This window comes from Dehalococcoidia bacterium, assembly GCA_035528575.1.
GTDB lineage: Bacteria > Chloroflexota > Dehalococcoidia > E44-bin15 > E44-bin15 > DATKYK01.
This window is the reverse complement of sequence record DATKYK010000042.1, coordinates 16,130-32,649: the sequence shown is the minus strand read 5'-3', so window position 1 is coordinate 32,649 and position 16,520 is coordinate 16,130. Positions and strand designations below refer to the sequence as shown.

Genomic DNA, 16,520 nt, shown 5'->3' with positions numbered 1-16,520 from the left:
ACCTGGGGTCGGCGGCGGGTCAGCCGGCTCAGCAGACCATTTGCGGTGGAGCCGGAGAAGCTCATCCATTACATCGGCCACATAGAAAAGCGGCCCCACCTGTGAGCAAAATGTATTGAGGTGACGCACAACCATAAGGAGGTGCTATTGGGGACAGCAAGATTATCCTTAGCGAGAAAGAGATACCGACCGAGTGGTACAACATCATACCCGACCTTCCATTCTCGTTGCCACCGGCCACAGGCCCCCGGACAGGTTATCCAGTAGGGCCGCATGGCCTTGAAGACCTGTTCCCACGCGCGCCTCAAGCTGGTGGCGGCTGCCCGGATCGTTCTCGCTCGCACCCTTAGTCTAATGGGTATGAGCGCCCCTGAGAAGATGTAGCGAGGGAGCGAGTCTTCTCAAATAGGACATCTTCTTTCATAGTGTTTAAATACACATTACGAATTATTCAATTAATTTTGGGGGCACCAATAGCCAATTGGCTAGCAGATCAAATTAAGCTTTTCCTGTGACGATTACCCCACCGTATAAGTGGTACAATTACTTAGGGTAGGTCACTGGTTTTTACTGACAAACGACTTTCGTCTGCCGAAACGAATTTATTATAACTTGGTAGAAGCGAGAATATGGTCAGGCGTTTTAAAGGTTCTCGGTAACACTCGTTATAACTAATAAACTGGGGGGTGTATGGTGAGTGAAATAGACGTATCTCGTTCGGGGCAACAGAAAATATATCTCGTTACGGGAGGCGCAGGGATGCTGGGGCGCGCGATTGTCTCCCAACTCGTGGAGCAGGGGAAAACAGTCCGCGTCATAGATATCGAGCCTGCAAAAGATGACCGCGCCGAGATAATCGTGGGTGATATCCGGGATGCTGCGGATGTCAGAAAAGCCTGCGCGGGTGTGGATACTGTCATACATGCAGCAGCGGCTGTCTGGGATGCCGAACTGCCCTTGACGATATATGATGAGACCAATGTGGTGGGTACGCAGCTGATAATTGACACGTGCATCCAGCTCGGGATCCCCCGACTTGTCTATACCAGCACTATGGATGTCATCATGGATGGTACGCATGGCCAGCGTCTTGCCGATGAGTCACTGCCTTACCCCGCCGACTATAGGAAAATGAACCGGTACGCTTATAGCAAGATGCTGGGCGAACAGGCTGTTATCAAGGCAAACGGGCCAACCTTCTCGACATGTGCTTTGCGCCTCGTGGGTATGTATGGTCCTGGCGATAAGTATCACCTGCCTAATGTCATAAAAAACGCTAAGAGCGGTATTAATATCCGGCTGGGAAACGGGAAGGCTCAATTTAGCCACATATTTTCGGGGAACGCTGCGTACGCACATATACTGGCTACCGAACATTTGGCGCCGAATTCGCCGGTGGCAGGGCAGATTTATTTCATCACTGATCACCACACCGGGAATTTTTTCGATTTTATGAATCCTTTTTTAGAACAACTGCGTATATCTGTACCCAAGAGATCTATACCCTATGGTCTAGCAAACGTTCTCGCATGGTTCAGTGAGAAATTCAGCCCCAAGTCCAACTTCAACAGGTTCTCCGTCTATTGTCTCTGCTTGGATCATACCTTTGTCCACGACCGTGCGACACGGGACTTCGGCTACAAGCCGATTTTTTCCGCCGAGGAAGCCTTCGAAATCACTCTCGAGTGGTTAAAAACTCAAAAATTCTAAGAATATAACCTGTCCCCCCAAAAAACTGGTCCAGGTAAAATGTTGGACTTGCCTTCGGTTGGAGTTATAAGGTTAAAAGCAGCTATTACTCCACGTTCGAACAGGCGTCACTTGGTGGCGCTTAGGTATACAAAATGGCTTTTTGTGCATTGCTTGGTAAGCTTCAGCAACAGAGGCCATCGTCTTGAAGGCATCAACTACTTGCTCCTAGGAATGAAGATAGGCTCTCCTATAAATGATCGCCACAATTTGGGGGCTTCTCATTTCATTGCCATCTCGGGCATACGCATGCGTATTATCGCCACTTATGGACAGCCATTGACAATAGCCCACGCGTTCGTTTACGATGTGCACACCAAATTGCTATCCTCGGCTTAATTTTTCTTCTTATACGGTGAATTGAATGGAAGAGATATTGCAACACCCAGAAATCATCAATCCGTATCGACTAGATATAGATAGCTCTAAGGATATGGCATTTGTTAATGATCTAGGTATAGAGACATTTCTAGATCCAGTCCCATTTTACTCACAAGACACCAGACAATTAGCAATAGAGATTTTGGTCGATTTGGGATCCAATATGGATACAGTTGGATACAGGCAGGAGGTGTTCAATGACCTGATTTCAGATGCTAATCTGAGAACGAATGTTCAAAAATGCATCATGGACTTAAGTGAAATACAGGATAAAGTCAGTATTTATAAGGGTGGTCCTAGTCCGACAAGAAAACCCACCATGACAAAAGGTTTTAATCTGTTAAGAAAATATAGAGATTCCATTAATAACCTTCCTGATATAAGCAGTGCTAATTCAATGGTTTTGAAAGATGTCAACTTGTATTTTCGCAGTATAAGGGAATCGGACGAGTTCTCAAATCTGTGCGAATTAGTCGAGAGATTTGAGAACCTGGATGGAGTAGATTTTCGAGTTTTTCTGGATGGGGATGGCAGTCCAAATAAGATGTCTGCTATGGAATTAGCTGAGAAAAAGCCTGACAGCAAAAAAGTACCGACGCTTCTTCAACGGCTGCTAGGAATAGGAAAGAGGGGGGAAGGACAAAGCCTCAAAGATTATAGTGGATTGAATAAATTGGGAGAAATTATCCAAGAGTATATGGATAAGCAATTTATTCCCGCTATTAATAAATATACTGATCAGATCAAAGAAGCCACAAGGCTTTTGGAGCCATTAGATTTTTATGCCGGTTTTGCAGATTATTTTTTAAATTTAAAGAGAAGGGGTTTTGATATTTGCAGGCCAACACTCCTACCAATGGAGGAAAGGAGAATAATAGTAAGAAACGCAAGAAATCCCCTTCTGGTCGAAGCCAAGTTTAGCAGCAGAAAGATTGTTCCGAATGATATCGCAAGTAATGCTGACGAGAACATGTTCATAATAACAGGTCCAAATAATGGAGGGAAAACAACTTATGTAAAAACTATTGGCCTAATCCAGCTACTGAGCCAGAAGGGGCTATTCGTTCCTGCAAAATCTGCAGACGTGAGTTTTGTTGATGGAATTTACACGCATTTTATTTCTCCGGATGACATAACAAAAGGAGAAGGAAGATATAGAAATGAGTTGAGAAGGATAAAAGAAATATTTGAAAGAGCAACGCCATACAGCCTGGTGATATTGGATGAACCTTGTGGTGGGACGAGTTATGAAGAAGGTCAACGACAATCCCTAGCTTTAGTTGACGGATTTCATAGACTGGGCCCCACAACCTACTTTACTACTCATATGCATTTACTGACCAAAGAAATTGATAGTGGCAGATATCCAGCAGCAAAAAACCTCTCTGTTGAGTGCATGTACGATGGCAAGGAAATAACATACACATATAAAGTTCAAACGGGTGCGTTTGGTAAAAGTTTCGGTGAGGAGATAGCCAGAGAACTTGGCTTAATGCCCGATGACATAAAGGAAACTGTCTTCAGAAGAGCAGAAAAAGAAGGATACGGAGACAAGCTAAGAGAGTAATAGCCTTACGGAGAATCTCCCTTTCCAAATCTTTCAACTACTTCATGAACCCCCACCGCTTCCATATGTAATCTACCTTAATTCTGCCTTCGCTACAAAAAGCATACTAGTCACTTTGTAACCGACATCCACAGACTAGTTATTGCACAAACTGACGATTCGTGCAATGAGGAAGCTCATTGACCTTCCAGAGAGCGCTGATCAAGCGCAGCTAAACAAAACTCGGTTATGTTCAATCCAATATGCCCAGCGGAAGGTCGTTTTGTTCAGTCAGTATCCCGGTGATTCTAGTAGATTGACAAGAATTGAGCAGGGTTGTAGCATTTTACCATGATCGGTTGGTCTGAAAACGACTGAACGGATACAGTTTCAATGTCTGAGCCAAGCATTGGAAGCATACAACGGGCCGCACGAATTACCTCGCTAATTCTCGGGATCGCACCTATTCTGTTATTTCTAGGCTTTACTATCCGTCTATTAATTGCTAAATATTATGCTCTTCCGCCTCACGGCTTAACGTGGTTGGATATTAGAATGGCTTTTAATGGTCAGCTATTGCTAGGGCTACTCATAGGAGGTCCTCTCTTAATCGCCAGATTTGTTGCTGAGAAAAAGCCTCTTGTCGGGGCGATAATCATGCTGATTCTGGCTATACCTTTTATCTTTATACTAATCCCGGGCGGTGATACGGAGAAATGGGCAGCTGCTATTGGATTAATATACGTGGTCCCTGCTCTTCTATATGTGGTATCCTGGCGGAAGGGAAGGCTCTAGCATCTACGGACATCTTTGTCGAGGCCTGGGCGGTCGGCAACCTTACTTTCAGTTTCCCCCAGAATAGATTGGCGGTGGTCGAGCGCGGGGTGGCAACGTTATTCCCGATGCTGTCGATCCGGAAATGTTCACTTCTGACCAGCTTGTGAGGACGATTGCAAGCAGGTAGACAGCCTGACGAGGCTGGTTCATGTCAGGCCTAGAATAGCACTCGTCTTTGCAAGTTTGATTGGTTGTACATTCTTGCAGTTTGTTGCACGAAAACTCAGAATGTGTGATTTTACCGATGACGTTATGGCAGTATTCGGTCCATATAGTTCGGCTGCCGATATTGTCCGTGGGCTTACTTCTGGCGATTAGAGATTACCCAGCGATCCCCAAGGAAAAGAGGTAACTCTACCGCGTAGACAGGACACCCTGATTTATCCTCTTCATTGGTATTTACCCTTCTCAAAAGGGAATGACTCAAGCAATTATTTGTTTCCCAACAATTCACGGAGTAAAATATCAAAATAAATCAACCACTAAATATGGATGATAGCTAGAGGGGGTGTTGAAAATGGCAATGACCAAGGTAATTATGCACAATTCCATAAGCCTGGATGGCTCCTTCACAGACTTCGAAGTCAATATGGGCCTACACTATCAAATAGCAAGTACGTACAAGGCAGATGCAAACCTAATCGGCTCTAATACAATTAAAACAGGAATTGAAATTTACAGCGGAGAAATACCGCTAGAGAATGAAGGGGACCTCACCAAACCAGACAGAAGTGTAGCTTTACCTTACTGGGTTATTGCAGACACAAAGGGTATTACCCAAGGCCTGCTACACACATGTAGAAGTTTTGAATTCTGCAAAGACGTGATTGTATTAATCTCACAGCAGACGAACGAAGACTATATGAATTATCTCAAAGATAGAAATTACGACTATTTGGTATGCGGGAATGAACATATAGACTTTGAGAAAGCACTCAGTGCTTTGAGTACAAAGTATGGGATAAAGACGATTCTAATAGATTCAGGCCCCACGCTAAACGGAGTATTGCTTAGTAAAGGCCTTATAGATGAAATAAGTCTATTAGTGTCTCCCATCCTGGTCGGAGGCAAATCAGATAAGTTACTTGCTCATCTTAATAATGGGAGCACAAACATTAACCTGAAGCTTTTGGCATGCGAAGATGTTGAAAAGGAACTTGTATTGTTAAGATATGAGGTACTGAAGGGAAACCCTGATTTATCCTAGGAAGAATTACACAAACTTCTATTCTGTTCAATCACTTAACCAAAGTTCGGATTGTTACCCTCCCTTCTGCCAAGAACCAAATCCCTTAGCAGAAGTTCCCCGTTTAATTCCTTGTTAACACAACATCTCCTTTCATCTTTGTAACTACTTCATGAATCCCCTACGCTCCCCCTTGTAACCTACCTTAATGCTACCTTAGCTATAAAAAGCATACTAGTCACTTCGTAACCGCCATCCACATGGCGATTGTTGCACACATGAACCCCCTTCCATTGACAACGGCCACGCCATCGTCTACGATGTCTTCACCAGAAAAATGGGGGATTGATAGTATGAATACAGAAAAAGCTGTTGAACTTGCCAATAAAATTCTTTTAGCCTGGAATACACAAGATGTGGAGAGTGTAATATCATGCTATACAGAAGATTGCATTTATCAAGACCCTAATACACGGGGGCCTGTAAAAGGGCATGATGCTTTTCGTAGATACTTAAGGCGGTTATTCCAAGAATGGAAGATGCATTGGTCACTACGAGAGTTTTTCTTATTTTCTGATGGGGATGGTGGTGCGTTTCTATGGCATGCACAGATAACACCAGCATCTGGGGGAAAGACTTTCGAGATAAATGGAATGGACCTCGTTATGATAAGTGGAGAAAGGCTTTGCCGAAACGAGGTTTATTTCGACCGAATGTCTCTATTCAACAATAAATAATGATTAGGGGCTACCTGTTACGGGCAGCCCTTTATCATACTAGCACAACCTCACGATGTATAGTTGTAACTACTTCATGAACCCCCATCTGTGCAGCTACTATTGCCTATATTCTTCTAACTAGACTCACTTGGACGGCGCAGTATTAAGAACGAATTCTGCGCTGAATAAACTAACTCATTCCGTTGACTAAACAAATCATTCTGAACAGTAATCACACCACAATCAGGTCGGCTATTAGACAGTCTTGCTTCTAAGATTTTAACCTTACAGGAAATTTCGTCACCCGCCTTCACAGGCGTATGCATCCGGACCTTATCCCATCCAAGCCCAGCCACAGCCGCCACAGATTCGTCTAGTTGATGCGAAAACCAGCATACTATTGCAAACAAATGTATTGAGCAAGCAATAAGGCCACCAAATACCGAATTTGATGCAGCCTCATGGTCTATATGAAATGGTTGTGGGTCCCAACGTTGTCCAATTTCCATAATTTCATCTTCTGTTATTATGTACCGCCCTTTGGGTTTATATGATTTCCCGACTTTGAAGTCTTCGAGATAATACATCCATTTTCTCCTTATTCAACTCTCCTTCAATTATGAAATATTCCTATTCATATAACGAGCTACTAAATAGACTACATTATTTTACCAATAATCGTGGTTTGAGGGCTACCCAATAATGGGTGGCCCCTTCTCTTATTTGCACCATACCGAAGCCCCAAGTGAGGAAGCGCGTTCTACAAAAAATAAGGACTGCCATATAACCCTTACCACGATGAGCGAAAAAACAGAGGAAAGGTTTTTACGGCGAAACAGACGCTATCGTTTCATAGTGAATATATGACACGATGGCTTTTGCTTATTGGTTTACACCTTTCAACGCGTTTAGTGTATGATGAAGGGCAGGAGAGGGAAAAAAGTGGATCAAAATAAGGACACCACCCCTATCAATACTCAAATGCTGGATGAATTGGTATCTCTACGAATGCCTTTCGGTAAATACAAAGATCGCATCCTTTGTGATCTGCCTGACCCTTATCTAGTATGGTTTCACCGGAACGGTTTTCCTCAGGGGAAAATGGGCATGCTCTTGGCTGCTCTTTATGAAATCAAACTTAACGGATTGGAATATCTTCTGAAGCCAATCAGGAAAAAGCCGTGATGCAGGCGGAAAACTGAAAAGGTTATTTACACCTCGACCTTTTTGATTATTACTTCAATATGTTCATTGGTTCTTATCAGGTCTTCTTTCCTCTTCTTTGACAGTCTCTTGACCTTACTTTCCACAGCAAGTGCCAAGCTTCTACTCCCCAATTTCTTTTGGAAAACTAACATCAGAGGCCTCCTACCTCGCAGGTACTTTGCTCCTGTACCACTATTTTCCCGATGCTCAGCAAACCTGCGGGCAACATTAGTCGTAATTCCAGTATACAAACTTCCATCGCTACATCTTAACAGATACAAATACCAGTCAGACATTGTGGTGATTTACTTTCAGTATTCTCTCACGGCGCCAAGTTCGTATCATGGCAATGATTCCAGACAGGTTTGGAGAGAGGAGGCAACCACATTGCGCTGCCACCGACGGATGTTATCGTAGGTAAGCTCGACTTTTAGAGTATCAGGCGCTTTGGCAAGCCGTTCCAGGCTGGTTAAGGGCCAGAGGAGCGAAGGATCAAGGGAAAGACTGGAGCCTAGCGATGTGCGCCACTCTTTAAGGCGACTCAGACGCTGCACCTGCTTTTTGCTGGCTCGTTCGGCCTTAATAGGATGTTGCCGGTGTATCAGTGGCGCAGTCATGCCGTTGTGTAGTGCCTGCTGCAGGCCCTGCCCGAACCGTTTCAACCCAGTTTGTCCAAGACCGGGAACCTTCGAGATTGTGGCTGTGGGAGTAGTGGCGAGAAATATGAGGGCAGCATCGGGTATTACAAAGAAGGGTGGCCGGTGCTGGCGTCGGGCTTCTTCTTCCCGAAATCGAAAAAGACTTTGCATAATCGCCAGGCCGCGTCCGTCTAGGTTCTTAGCCCCTTTGACAGAGAGGTATGCCGTCTCTGAATCTGGTGCGGTATATCTCACCTCTTCGAGCCGAGCACACTCTTCGGCAACCCATTCCGTACGACCCAGGGTCCGGAGTCGTGGGTTAAGAGTCTCTTGCAGAGCGAGGAGGTAGCTGACATCGGTAGCGGCGTAGTCGAGGGCCTCCGTGGAGAGCGGACGATGCCCCCAGTCGGCTCGCTGGAGTCGCTTGCTCTTGGGGATAGTTACGCCCAGTAGGTCCTCGATGAGGGCTGCCAAGCTAACGCGTGTCATGCCGGCAAAGCGGGCAGCAATGTTAGTATCGTACAGGTTGCGGATATGAAATCCGCAATGCTGGTCGAGGCTACGGATGTCGTAGTCCGCGCCATGAACGACTTTCTTGGTGGAGTCGTCTCCTAAGACTTCTCTGAGGGAATCAAGCTCCTTCAAGACGATCGTATCGATGATGTAGACTCTGTAGCGGGTGGCGATCTGAATGAGGCAGAGCTGCTCGGGATAGTGGTGGAGGCTGTTGGACTCGGTATCGAGGGCGATGTATCGAGAGCCGAGCATCGCCTTGACAGCGACGCCGAGTTGAAAAGACTGACTAACGATTTCGATGGGAAGCGGTAGCGAGACTGCCATAAGTCTAGTATACCGCCTCATAACTAGCCTTACAACGAGCGAACCCCAAAGGCTTTACCAACTTTGCCCATTGCAGACGCATTATATCGAGGGTGAAGTGCATCATCAGGAATGGTATTACTCCAGACCACTGCCACTGGCGAATATTCTGGTTGCAGGTTCCGTACAATTACACTTTCCATACTTCCCCCCTTTTTGTGTGAGTCAGTGGCAAGCAATCACTTGTACTCTCCCACATCTCGTGCTCACCCTCGCGATCTTCCGCCCAACTAGTTATTATATGAACTGTAAAATTATACCATGAATCATGATGGTTTACGGGGGGCTACCAGAGAGTGGGTGGCCCCTCTTCTTATGTCCCCCATGCAACCTACCTCAATACCGCCTTAGCTACAAAAAGCATACTAGTCACTTTGTAACCGACATCCACAGACAAGTTATTGCACAAAATGACGAAATGTATAATATCGTGATGTTAAAAAGGGGAGGCAACGCCTCCCCTTTCGTTACTTACTGCTTAACCTTACCCTAAATGCTTCCATCCGCGGCCGAGAAGCATGTCCCCATCGACGAAGAGTGTAAACCCAGCGATGTACTCGGTAGCATCCGAGGCCAGGAAGAGCACTGCCCATGCAATATCCTCCGGCTTCCCCAGACGACCCACCGGTATCCTCTCACCGAAAGAATCGAGGATGTAGCCTCCAATGAACAGTCTGGCTTTTTGTGCAATCGTGAACGGTTTAACTTCAGCCCCATCACGCCCTTTTCTTAGCCCTAGATTCTAGATTATAATGGTTCTAGCATTTTGCCCAAAATTAGCCTCAAATCGATGATGAGGACATGGAATGAGCGACGCCATAAGGCTTGAAGGTATCTCTAAGCAGCTGGGGAAACGAGAAATCCTCAGGGATGTAAGCTTCACTGTAAAACAGGGAGATGTCTTCGGTTACCTGGGCCCCAACGGAGCCGGGAAGACTACCACTATTAGAATTCTTCTTGGCTTGCTTAAACTCACCTCAGGCAAGGCTACTATCTTGGGAGAGGATGTCTCCAGAGATGAGGCTAGAAGAACGGTGGGCTTCGTCTTAGAGAGCGATGGTCTCTATGACAATAAGACCGCTGAGGAGAACCTGTGGTATTTCGCCCGAATTTATGGAATGGCTGAACCCGCAGAGAGTATTGATAGGGTTTTGAATCTGGTAGAGCTTCGGGATAGAGCCAAAGACAAGGTGGGTACCTATTCCAAGGGGATGAGGCAAAGGTTGGCTTTGGCCCGGGCTATGACACATAACCCCGAGCTTCTGGTTCTGGATGAGCCCACTGCCGGAGTTGACCCCTCAGGTCAGATAGAGGTGAGAGAGGTTATCCTTAACATGGCTTATAAGGAGGGAAGGACCATCTTCCTAAGCTCTCACAATCTGGACGAAGTGCAGAGAATCTGCAACCGCATCGCTCTAATCGACCGTGGTGAGATAAAGCTCTACGGTGAGCTGGAGCAGCTACAGCGAGAGATGAGCGGAAATGAGGTGGAGATTGAGACAACTGAAGCTATCGCCGAGCCTCTCTTTGCTGAACTCAAGAGCCTCTCCCATCTGGGATTACGAGATAGGAAAGACAAGGTCCTCACTTTCGTTCCCCAAGAAGGGGTAAGGACCCCTGATATAGTGAGTCTTCTCGTTGGGCGAGGGGTAGCGATTGAGGAAGTAAGCAAAAAGGAAGCCTCCCTCGAGGAAATCTACTCCGCCATACTCAAAGAAGTGGAGCCATCATGAAGGGAATGCTTGTTGTTCTGCAAAATGATGTAAGGGATATCCTGCATAGCAAGGGATTTCTGATCGTTGCTGTTATCATGGGTATCATTACCGTGGGGACAGCAGTAGGTTTACCTATCGCTCTCAACTGGTGGTTAGCCACTGGATTAGCTTGGGAGGATGCGAAGCCCCTGTTAGAACTCTTCATGGGGCTAGCAGTTAACTACGTGCCGCTCATAATCCTGTTTACCTGCATGGCAACTTGGGCTACTGAACCCATTGCTAAGGAAAAGGGCAAGGGGCCTATAGAGTCTCTGCTGGCTACACCTTTAACCGCCAGAGCGGTTTGGATAGGAAAAAGCCTATCCATCTTCCTGACTGCCTACATCATCGGGCTTATCGCTACGCTGATAGTCATTCTGACGATGAACCTCGCTTCTATCCTCCCGGCTACAGGTCATTTTGTCCTCCCGCTGCCGGAAGCACTTACCAGCTTTCTCTTTCTTCCCTCGCTCATGTTTGCCCTAATCTTGTCGGGGGTTCTTTTCAGCCTGATTACCAACCCGTCTATTGGTCAGACCATTATTATAACTGTTGGGGTACTTCTGCTGCAGGTGGTAGGGCAGGTTGGAGGGCGGTTTTGGTGGCTTTTACCCTCGTGGGACTACGCCTTATATAACTTAGCCGGTGCTGCCCTTCTTGGAATGATTGCCTTTTACCTCTCCCGCACCCTCACCAAGGAAAGGATAATCCTATCAAGCAAAGGGAGATGGGCATGAGTCTGGCTCACTGGGCAAGATTCTAACTCTTACCGACTATAATCTCTAAAACATTGACCGTGGTATAGAGACTCTGTCAATCCTCAAGCGGAATAGGGTCAGGGTTTACTGTCATGCTACACATTATGACCAAATGTATAATTTCATTGATATAAAAGAAGGGAGGCACTGGCCTCCCTTCTTTATACGCTAATGCTAACCTTACCCTAAATGCTTCCAGCCGCGGCCGAGAAGCAGACCCCCATCGACGAAGAGCGTAAACCCTGCTCAATGACTCAAGCTGCTCAGTTTTGAGTAAGGCAAGGAAATATCAAGCAGCAGACTTCCTGATCAGCTCAGAGAGCTTTTCTGCTGCCTCTCTCATCTTTGCTATGTTCACAGTGCTGGCATCCACATATCGTAGCGCTTTTGTTTCGCAGAACTTGACGCATGTCGGGTCGCCATCACAGAGATCGCACTTAATCACCTTCCTGGCAACAGGATCGAACTTCATAGTGCCAAAGGGACAAGCCGCCACGCAAAACTTGCACCCGATACAAAGGTCATAATTTATAGTCACCCTCCCTATGTCTTCATCTCTAGCCAGAGCTACTACCGGACACACGGCCATACAGGGTGCCGACTCACACTGCTGGCACAGCATTGGGGTATCAACGCAAATAGATTCCCATCTGATGACGGTGATCCTTGCCTTGGTAGGGTTTACCGCCCCGTTCTTCTTGGCCGAGCAGACTACCTCACATAGCCTACAGCCAGTACACTTAGAGTGGTCCACAATCAGCATCTTCATCATGGCTTGCTGCCTCCTATCAAACTGCCGGCGTGGCTAAATTACGTGGGAAGGCTCATTATCCAAGCCCAACCTTGCCAACGTCTCTGCCATGGGCACCCCATCCTTATCCCAGCCATGTGCCTCATAGTACTCGTCTAGCAACTGGTTAAACTTCTCCCTGTCTATGGTCTTATCCTTGAAGCCGGGAATACCAGCAGGGGTCGGCTCTACAAAGTAACGCTCAGGCAGGGTATCGTCTTCCCTCGACCCCCCTTCTCGATTATTAAACATCCTTTCCAGAGTATAGATTCTTTCCCCTATCTCCATCATCTCTGACACTGACAGATCAAGGCCTGTGATGTAGTGAGTCAGCTTGCAATAGTCATCGTAACCGAAAATGGAGGGACTCATGAGAAGAGGCTGGAACTTACACGTCCCCAGGGCGTCTGAAATAGCGTATATAAGCTCATGCCACCAGACCAGCTTAGCACTCCCTTCATAGGAGACCATGTCAGGCGTGGGGAAGCCGAACAACTTGTCCCTGGTCTCTGGGGGCAACAGGTGAGCATCCACACCAGGGCGACTTCTCAGGTGATCAGCGCCCCTGGTAGATGTAGCTATGCCCAATGCATGGCTAGGAGTAGGCCTCTCATCCGTGTGTAGACAACTCATGCCCTTTATGTGGAGGTTGTAGTAGCGTGATTCCTCCCCTAGCTTCTCTATAGCTCTAAGGGGCCCATCAGCCAATATGTCTCCCAGTACTCCCTCCCTTTTGGCAATCCTGCGCACCATTTCGTACATCGCTTCCTCGTTGCCCCACTCCAGCCTCAGACCTTCGGTAACCTTGTCATCGATGATCCCTTTCTCATAGAGCTCCATTGCCCAAGAGACCATGCTGCCAAACTCCAGGGAGTCGATACCATACTTATTGACCAGGTAGTTGCCAACGAGGGCAGCTTCCATTCTTATGCAATCAACCTCTGCGGTCAGGGCAGACAGCGTACTCCATTCTGGACCTTCAACGTAGCTACCCTTGCCAGGCCCTTCCGGTACCACGTATCTATGGCGACAGTGGATCGGACAACCGAAGCAGGCAGCCATCCCTATCGAGTATTTGCCCAGGTTCTCAGCATACAAAACCTCGCCGTTGGGAACCTTATTGAGCTGGAAGTTTCTGTTCCTTATCCGGCCCACCAAGTCCGATGAGCTGTGGAACATTGGGGTGCCCCATTTGGAGAATTCTTTAAACACCGAGTTATCCCTTATTAGCCCCATAAGATAATCAAGATACCCCAGAGCCTCCTCGCTATACGTGATGGCCAAACCCTGAGTACCTCTGACGGCAATGGCTTTCAGTTTCTTCGAGCCCATGACACAGCCCAACCCCGTTCGGCCCCCGCTGTTCTTAATCCCGCCGAGGATGATGGCGAACCTGACCAGGTTTTCTCCCGCCTCGCCGATACACATTACCTTTATGTCTTCGTCTCCATGCTCTGTTCTGATAATGGCAGGGGTTTCACTGGTGTCCTTCCCCCAGAGGTGAGCGGCATCTCGAATCTGGATCTCCCCATCATGTATCCAGAGATAAACGGGCTTTTCGGCCTTCCCCTTGATCACCAGATGATCGAATCCAGCAAACCTGAGCTCAGGAGCGAAAAAGCCTCCCATATTACTGTTGCCTATAAAGCCTGTTAGCGGAGACTTAGCCGCCAGATCACATCTTCCACTGGATGGAGCCAGGGTGCCTACGAGTAGACCTGCGCTGACTGCCAGCACGTTTTCGGGACCCAACGGATCGATGCCAGGTGAAATATGATTGTATAGCAGATACATATCTATGCCTCTGCCACCGAGATACATTTCCCGCATCTTATGCGGAATCAGCTCTTTTCTAACCTCTCCTGTTGACAGATCAATGTAGGCTATCTTCCGTTCTTGCATTCTACCCTCCTACGTTCTTGAGCCTCCTGGAGATTTCGGGACGACCCGGAGTTCGTCACCTACGATTCTTACACATCAGACCATAATATAGCACATCATAATGCATAACGCCCGATGCCATACGCTTCCTGCAATAATACAATAGGGTGTATCACCTGAGCCCCGGTACCCGCTTCTATTTGCAACTTACATGCCCCGCAGCTTGTTGCCACTTTGCCTGTCCGGGCCAGCAGATCGCTCTCCTGGAACAATCTGGCGCCGATCTCCATAGATAGACCGGAATGCGCCTTCTTATAGCCATGGTATCCAGCCATCCCACAGCAAGTGGTGTTAACTTTCTCTATCGACAACCCCGGTATCAGGCACAGCAGTTCAAGGGAGTCTCCCACCATGTCCTGGACCTTCAAGTGGCAGGGGGCATGGTAGAATATCGATTCGGAAATCTCAGCCAGGTCCGTATTCAAGGCGCCCTGCCTATGCAGCAACACCAAGTACTCGTCCACATAATGTAAGTGCTCCGAGACCAGCTTCGCCTCATCGCTGTTATATAAATTCAGATATTCTCGCTTTATCATCAAGCTGCAACTGGGGCAGGTGGTAATGATGTCATACCCCTCTGCCGCCACTGCAGCCAGAGATTCGATGTTATACGTTGCATTCTTGCGAGCACCGCTCATATTTTTACTGGCAATCATTGGCATGCCACAGCACTTCTGGTCAGGAACCACAACCTCAAATCCATTTCTCTCCAAGACATTGACTAAAGCCTTGGCCACCCCAGGATCGTAGTGATTGGCAAAACACCCGACATAATAGGCTACCTTCCTGCCAGGGCTTGCTTCCCCGTTTCCACCATCCCTCTTTGCGAACCACCCCTTGAAGGTCTCGCGGCGAAAGCTGGGCAGTCTCCTCTTTCTGTCCAGGCCTAAAGCCTCCTCGATTATCGTCTTGCCCGGCTCGATGTTCGTGACGACATTGGAAACAGGGGAGGCCATGCTCCCGGCTCTGGCAAGCAATTCGGGATTCCCAAGCACGCGGTCACGGAGGGTTCGTCCATGCTTGGCAGCATGATCGGCCTGAGCCATCCACATCAACTTCGGGATATCAATGTCTAAAGGACATTCAACACGACATGCCTCACAGTGAAGGCATGTATCCATCGATCGATTCTCGCCTAAAAGGAACATGAACAGGTAGTCTTCGGGGCTCCAGATAGCGCCGTTCTGGCTCATAAAGCGACTAATGGGGCACTGCTTAATACATGCCTTGCAACCAATACAGAGAAGTAGCTCTCTGAAGCTGCTCCCTAAGATTCTGCTTCTACCGTTATCGAGGAGGATGATGTGCATCGACCTGTCTTCAAGTACCGGGAAACCTGGCAGGCTATCTATATCAACGGGCTCAGCTTGCCTTGGCCTGAGGTTCAGGAGCATGCCTTCCATACCAAATATTCCCATACACCTTGTCTGAAAATCTGCCTCCTCTTTGTCCTTCACTACTTTGTTGAGCCCGATGATAAGTATAACCTGTCCGGCTTGCTCCAGGCTCTTGGATATGTTGGACATGTGCTGTAGGAAGAATATGGAGCCGTCTTCCCCGGAGGCTGCATTTACGCCTAGCACAGCGACGCAATCCTTTACCGTTTTTCCATGGCCAGGCGGCAGACACAGGTCTGTTGAGTTGTTAGAGACCTCGAAATTCATTACGAGGCCCTTCCCTAGCAGATTCGGAAGGTCCCAATAATCCCTTATCCTGCTCTCGAAACAGTCGAACTCGCTATAGTATGGCTCATCAACACGGAAACCACGCCTCTCCAATCTCGGCTTTAGCTCATTCATGACGAGGCTCGACCTATTTACTATTATGTTCTCTGTCCCGCGAGCAACTTCCTTGATATAGTCCGCAGCCTCCTCAGCATCATATGCTGATTTAAATTGTATGCCCGGACACCTTGTTATGTTATCCCTAAATTTTTCCAAGAGCGACCCGTGCTCACGCAGAGAGTACTCGCGGATTTCACTCAAGCGCGATTTGATAGCTTTCAAGTCGGGCTGACTATCTTTACCTATCAGGGTCTCTGAAAACTGACGCCTCTTCCCGCTTGCTGATGGCTCCATAACCCATATAGGTGGAATATCATTCATGTGACCATCCGTGACTCAGTCGGGCCCCTTG

16 protein-coding genes are annotated in these 16,520 nt (G+C 47.5%); 9 read left to right on the top strand and 7 right to left on the bottom strand.

Annotated features, from left to right (window positions below; all coding sequences use genetic code 11):
* The first annotated feature begins 273 nt into the window (after positions 1-273).
* The 6 genes from VMX96_10715 (at position 274) to VMX96_10690 (ending at position 6,436) form a co-directional block, all read left to right on the top strand.
* Positions 274-384: a DALR anticodon-binding domain-containing protein gene (locus tag VMX96_10715; protein ID HUU64366.1), complete on the top strand. Its 111-nt coding sequence runs from the start codon at positions 274-276 to the stop codon at positions 382-384.
* A 306-nt stretch (positions 385-690) separates the two neighbouring features.
* The gene (locus tag VMX96_10710; protein HUU64365.1) at positions 691-1,710 is read left to right on the top strand and encodes an NAD-dependent epimerase/dehydratase family protein; all 1,020 of its coding nucleotides are present in this window, start codon (positions 691-693) and stop codon (positions 1,708-1,710) included.
* 403 nt (positions 1,711-2,113) lie between these two features.
* Positions 2,114-3,697, top strand: a complete 1,584-nt coding sequence (locus VMX96_10705) for a hypothetical protein (protein HUU64364.1) — start codon at positions 2,114-2,116, stop codon at positions 3,695-3,697.
* A gap of 372 nt (positions 3,698-4,069) precedes the next feature.
* On the top strand, positions 4,070-4,471 hold the full coding sequence (locus VMX96_10700; GenBank protein ID HUU64363.1) for a hypothetical protein: 402 nt from the start codon (positions 4,070-4,072) through the stop codon (positions 4,469-4,471).
* 559 nt (positions 4,472-5,030) lie between these two features.
* Positions 5,031-5,720 carry a RibD family protein gene (locus tag VMX96_10695; protein HUU64362.1) on the top strand — a complete coding sequence of 230 codons (690 nt, stop codon included), beginning with the start codon at positions 5,031-5,033 and terminating at the stop codon, positions 5,718-5,720.
* 332 nt (positions 5,721-6,052) lie between these two features.
* Positions 6,053-6,436 (top strand): nuclear transport factor 2 family protein, encoded by a 384-nt coding sequence (locus VMX96_10690; protein HUU64361.1) that lies wholly within the window; start codon positions 6,053-6,055, stop codon positions 6,434-6,436.
* A 116-nt stretch (positions 6,437-6,552) separates the two neighbouring features.
* Here VMX96_10690 and VMX96_10685 read toward each other — a convergent pair whose 3' ends face one another.
* Positions 6,553-7,005: a MaoC/PaaZ C-terminal domain-containing protein gene (locus VMX96_10685; protein ID HUU64360.1), complete on the bottom strand. Its 453-nt coding sequence runs from the start codon at positions 7,003-7,005 to the stop codon at positions 6,553-6,555.
* 394 nt (positions 7,006-7,399) lie between these two features.
* Between VMX96_10685 and VMX96_10680 the strand changes: the two genes are divergently transcribed.
* Positions 7,400-7,603 (top strand): DUF3820 family protein, encoded by a 204-nt coding sequence (locus tag VMX96_10680; protein HUU64359.1) that lies wholly within the window; start codon positions 7,400-7,402, stop codon positions 7,601-7,603.
* A gap of 26 nt (positions 7,604-7,629) precedes the next feature.
* Here VMX96_10680 and VMX96_10675 read toward each other — a convergent pair whose 3' ends face one another.
* The 3 genes from VMX96_10675 to VMX96_10665 all read right to left on the bottom strand — a co-directional run bounded on the left by VMX96_10675 (position 7,630) and on the right by VMX96_10665 (position 9,796).
* Complete coding sequence (locus tag VMX96_10675) at positions 7,630-7,920, bottom strand: GIY-YIG nuclease family protein (GenBank protein ID HUU64358.1); 291 nt, start codon at positions 7,918-7,920, stop codon at positions 7,630-7,632.
* A gap of 45 nt (positions 7,921-7,965) precedes the next feature.
* Positions 7,966-9,102 (bottom strand): HRDC domain-containing protein, encoded by a 1,137-nt coding sequence (locus VMX96_10670; GenBank protein ID HUU64357.1) that lies wholly within the window; start codon positions 9,100-9,102, stop codon positions 7,966-7,968.
* 523 nt (positions 9,103-9,625) lie between these two features.
* Positions 9,626-9,796, bottom strand: a complete 171-nt coding sequence (locus VMX96_10665) for an SDR family oxidoreductase (GenBank protein ID HUU64356.1) — start codon at positions 9,794-9,796, stop codon at positions 9,626-9,628.
* Between the two features lie 151 nt (positions 9,797-9,947).
* On the opposite strand from VMX96_10665, the gene VMX96_10660 reads away from it, so the two are divergent.
* Positions 9,948-10,874: an ABC transporter ATP-binding protein gene (locus VMX96_10660; GenBank protein ID HUU64355.1), complete on the top strand. Its 927-nt coding sequence runs from the start codon at positions 9,948-9,950 to the stop codon at positions 10,872-10,874.
* Complete coding sequence (locus VMX96_10655; GenBank protein ID HUU64354.1) at positions 10,871-11,632, top strand: hypothetical protein; 762 nt, start codon at positions 10,871-10,873, stop codon at positions 11,630-11,632. The genes VMX96_10660 and VMX96_10655 overlap by 4 nt, the downstream gene beginning before the upstream one ends.
* 310 nt (positions 11,633-11,942) lie before the next feature.
* Here the strand turns inward: VMX96_10655 and VMX96_10650 are convergent, their stop codons facing one another.
* The 3 genes from VMX96_10650 to VMX96_10640 all read right to left on the bottom strand — a co-directional run bounded on the left by VMX96_10650 (position 11,943) and on the right by VMX96_10640 (position 16,489).
* Positions 11,943-12,425: a 4Fe-4S dicluster domain-containing protein gene (locus VMX96_10650; protein HUU64353.1), complete on the bottom strand. Its 483-nt coding sequence runs from the start codon at positions 12,423-12,425 to the stop codon at positions 11,943-11,945.
* 33 nt (positions 12,426-12,458) lie between these two features.
* Entirely contained in the window at positions 12,459-14,345 is a 1,887-nt protein-coding gene (locus VMX96_10645) for an aldehyde ferredoxin oxidoreductase family protein (protein HUU64352.1), read from the bottom strand.
* A 95-nt stretch (positions 14,346-14,440) separates the two neighbouring features.
* Positions 14,441-16,489, bottom strand: a complete 2,049-nt coding sequence (locus VMX96_10640) for an anaerobic glycerol-3-phosphate dehydrogenase subunit C (GenBank protein HUU64351.1) — start codon at positions 16,487-16,489, stop codon at positions 14,441-14,443.
* Between the last annotated feature and the right edge of the window lie 31 nt (positions 16,490-16,520).

Coding starts and splice junctions, on each gene's coding strand:
- VMX96_10690 (HUU64361.1), top strand. CDS start 6,053: ATGAATACAGAAAAAGCTGTTGAACTTGCCAATAAAATTCTTTTAGCC.
- VMX96_10655 (HUU64354.1), top strand. CDS start 10,871: ATGAAGGGAATGCTTGTTGTTCTGCAAAATGATGTAAGGGATATCCTG.
- VMX96_10660 (HUU64355.1), top strand. CDS start 9,948: ATGAGCGACGCCATAAGGCTTGAAGGTATCTCTAAGCAGCTGGGGAAA.
- VMX96_10645 (HUU64352.1), bottom strand. CDS start 14,345: ATGCAAGAACGGAAGATAGCCTACATTGATCTGTCAACAGGAGAGGTT.
- VMX96_10715 (HUU64366.1), top strand. CDS start 274: ATGGCCTTGAAGACCTGTTCCCACGCGCGCCTCAAGCTGGTGGCGGCT.
- VMX96_10680 (HUU64359.1), top strand. CDS start 7,400: ATGCTGGATGAATTGGTATCTCTACGAATGCCTTTCGGTAAATACAAA.
- VMX96_10695 (HUU64362.1), top strand. CDS start 5,031: ATGGCAATGACCAAGGTAATTATGCACAATTCCATAAGCCTGGATGGC.
- VMX96_10670 (HUU64357.1), bottom strand. CDS start 9,102: ATGGCAGTCTCGCTACCGCTTCCCATCGAAATCGTTAGTCAGTCTTTT.
- VMX96_10650 (HUU64353.1), bottom strand. CDS start 12,425: ATGATGAAGATGCTGATTGTGGACCACTCTAAGTGTACTGGCTGTAGG.
- VMX96_10640 (HUU64351.1), bottom strand. CDS start 16,489: ATGAATGATATTCCACCTATATGGGTTATGGAGCCATCAGCAAGCGGG.
- VMX96_10705 (HUU64364.1), top strand. CDS start 2,114: ATGGAAGAGATATTGCAACACCCAGAAATCATCAATCCGTATCGACTA.
- VMX96_10675 (HUU64358.1), bottom strand. CDS start 7,920: ATGTCTGACTGGTATTTGTATCTGTTAAGATGTAGCGATGGAAGTTTG.
- VMX96_10700 (HUU64363.1), top strand. CDS start 4,070: ATGTCTGAGCCAAGCATTGGAAGCATACAACGGGCCGCACGAATTACC.
- VMX96_10685 (HUU64360.1), bottom strand. CDS start 7,005: ATGTATTATCTCGAAGACTTCAAAGTCGGGAAATCATATAAACCCAAA.
- VMX96_10710 (HUU64365.1), top strand. CDS start 691: ATGGTGAGTGAAATAGACGTATCTCGTTCGGGGCAACAGAAAATATAT.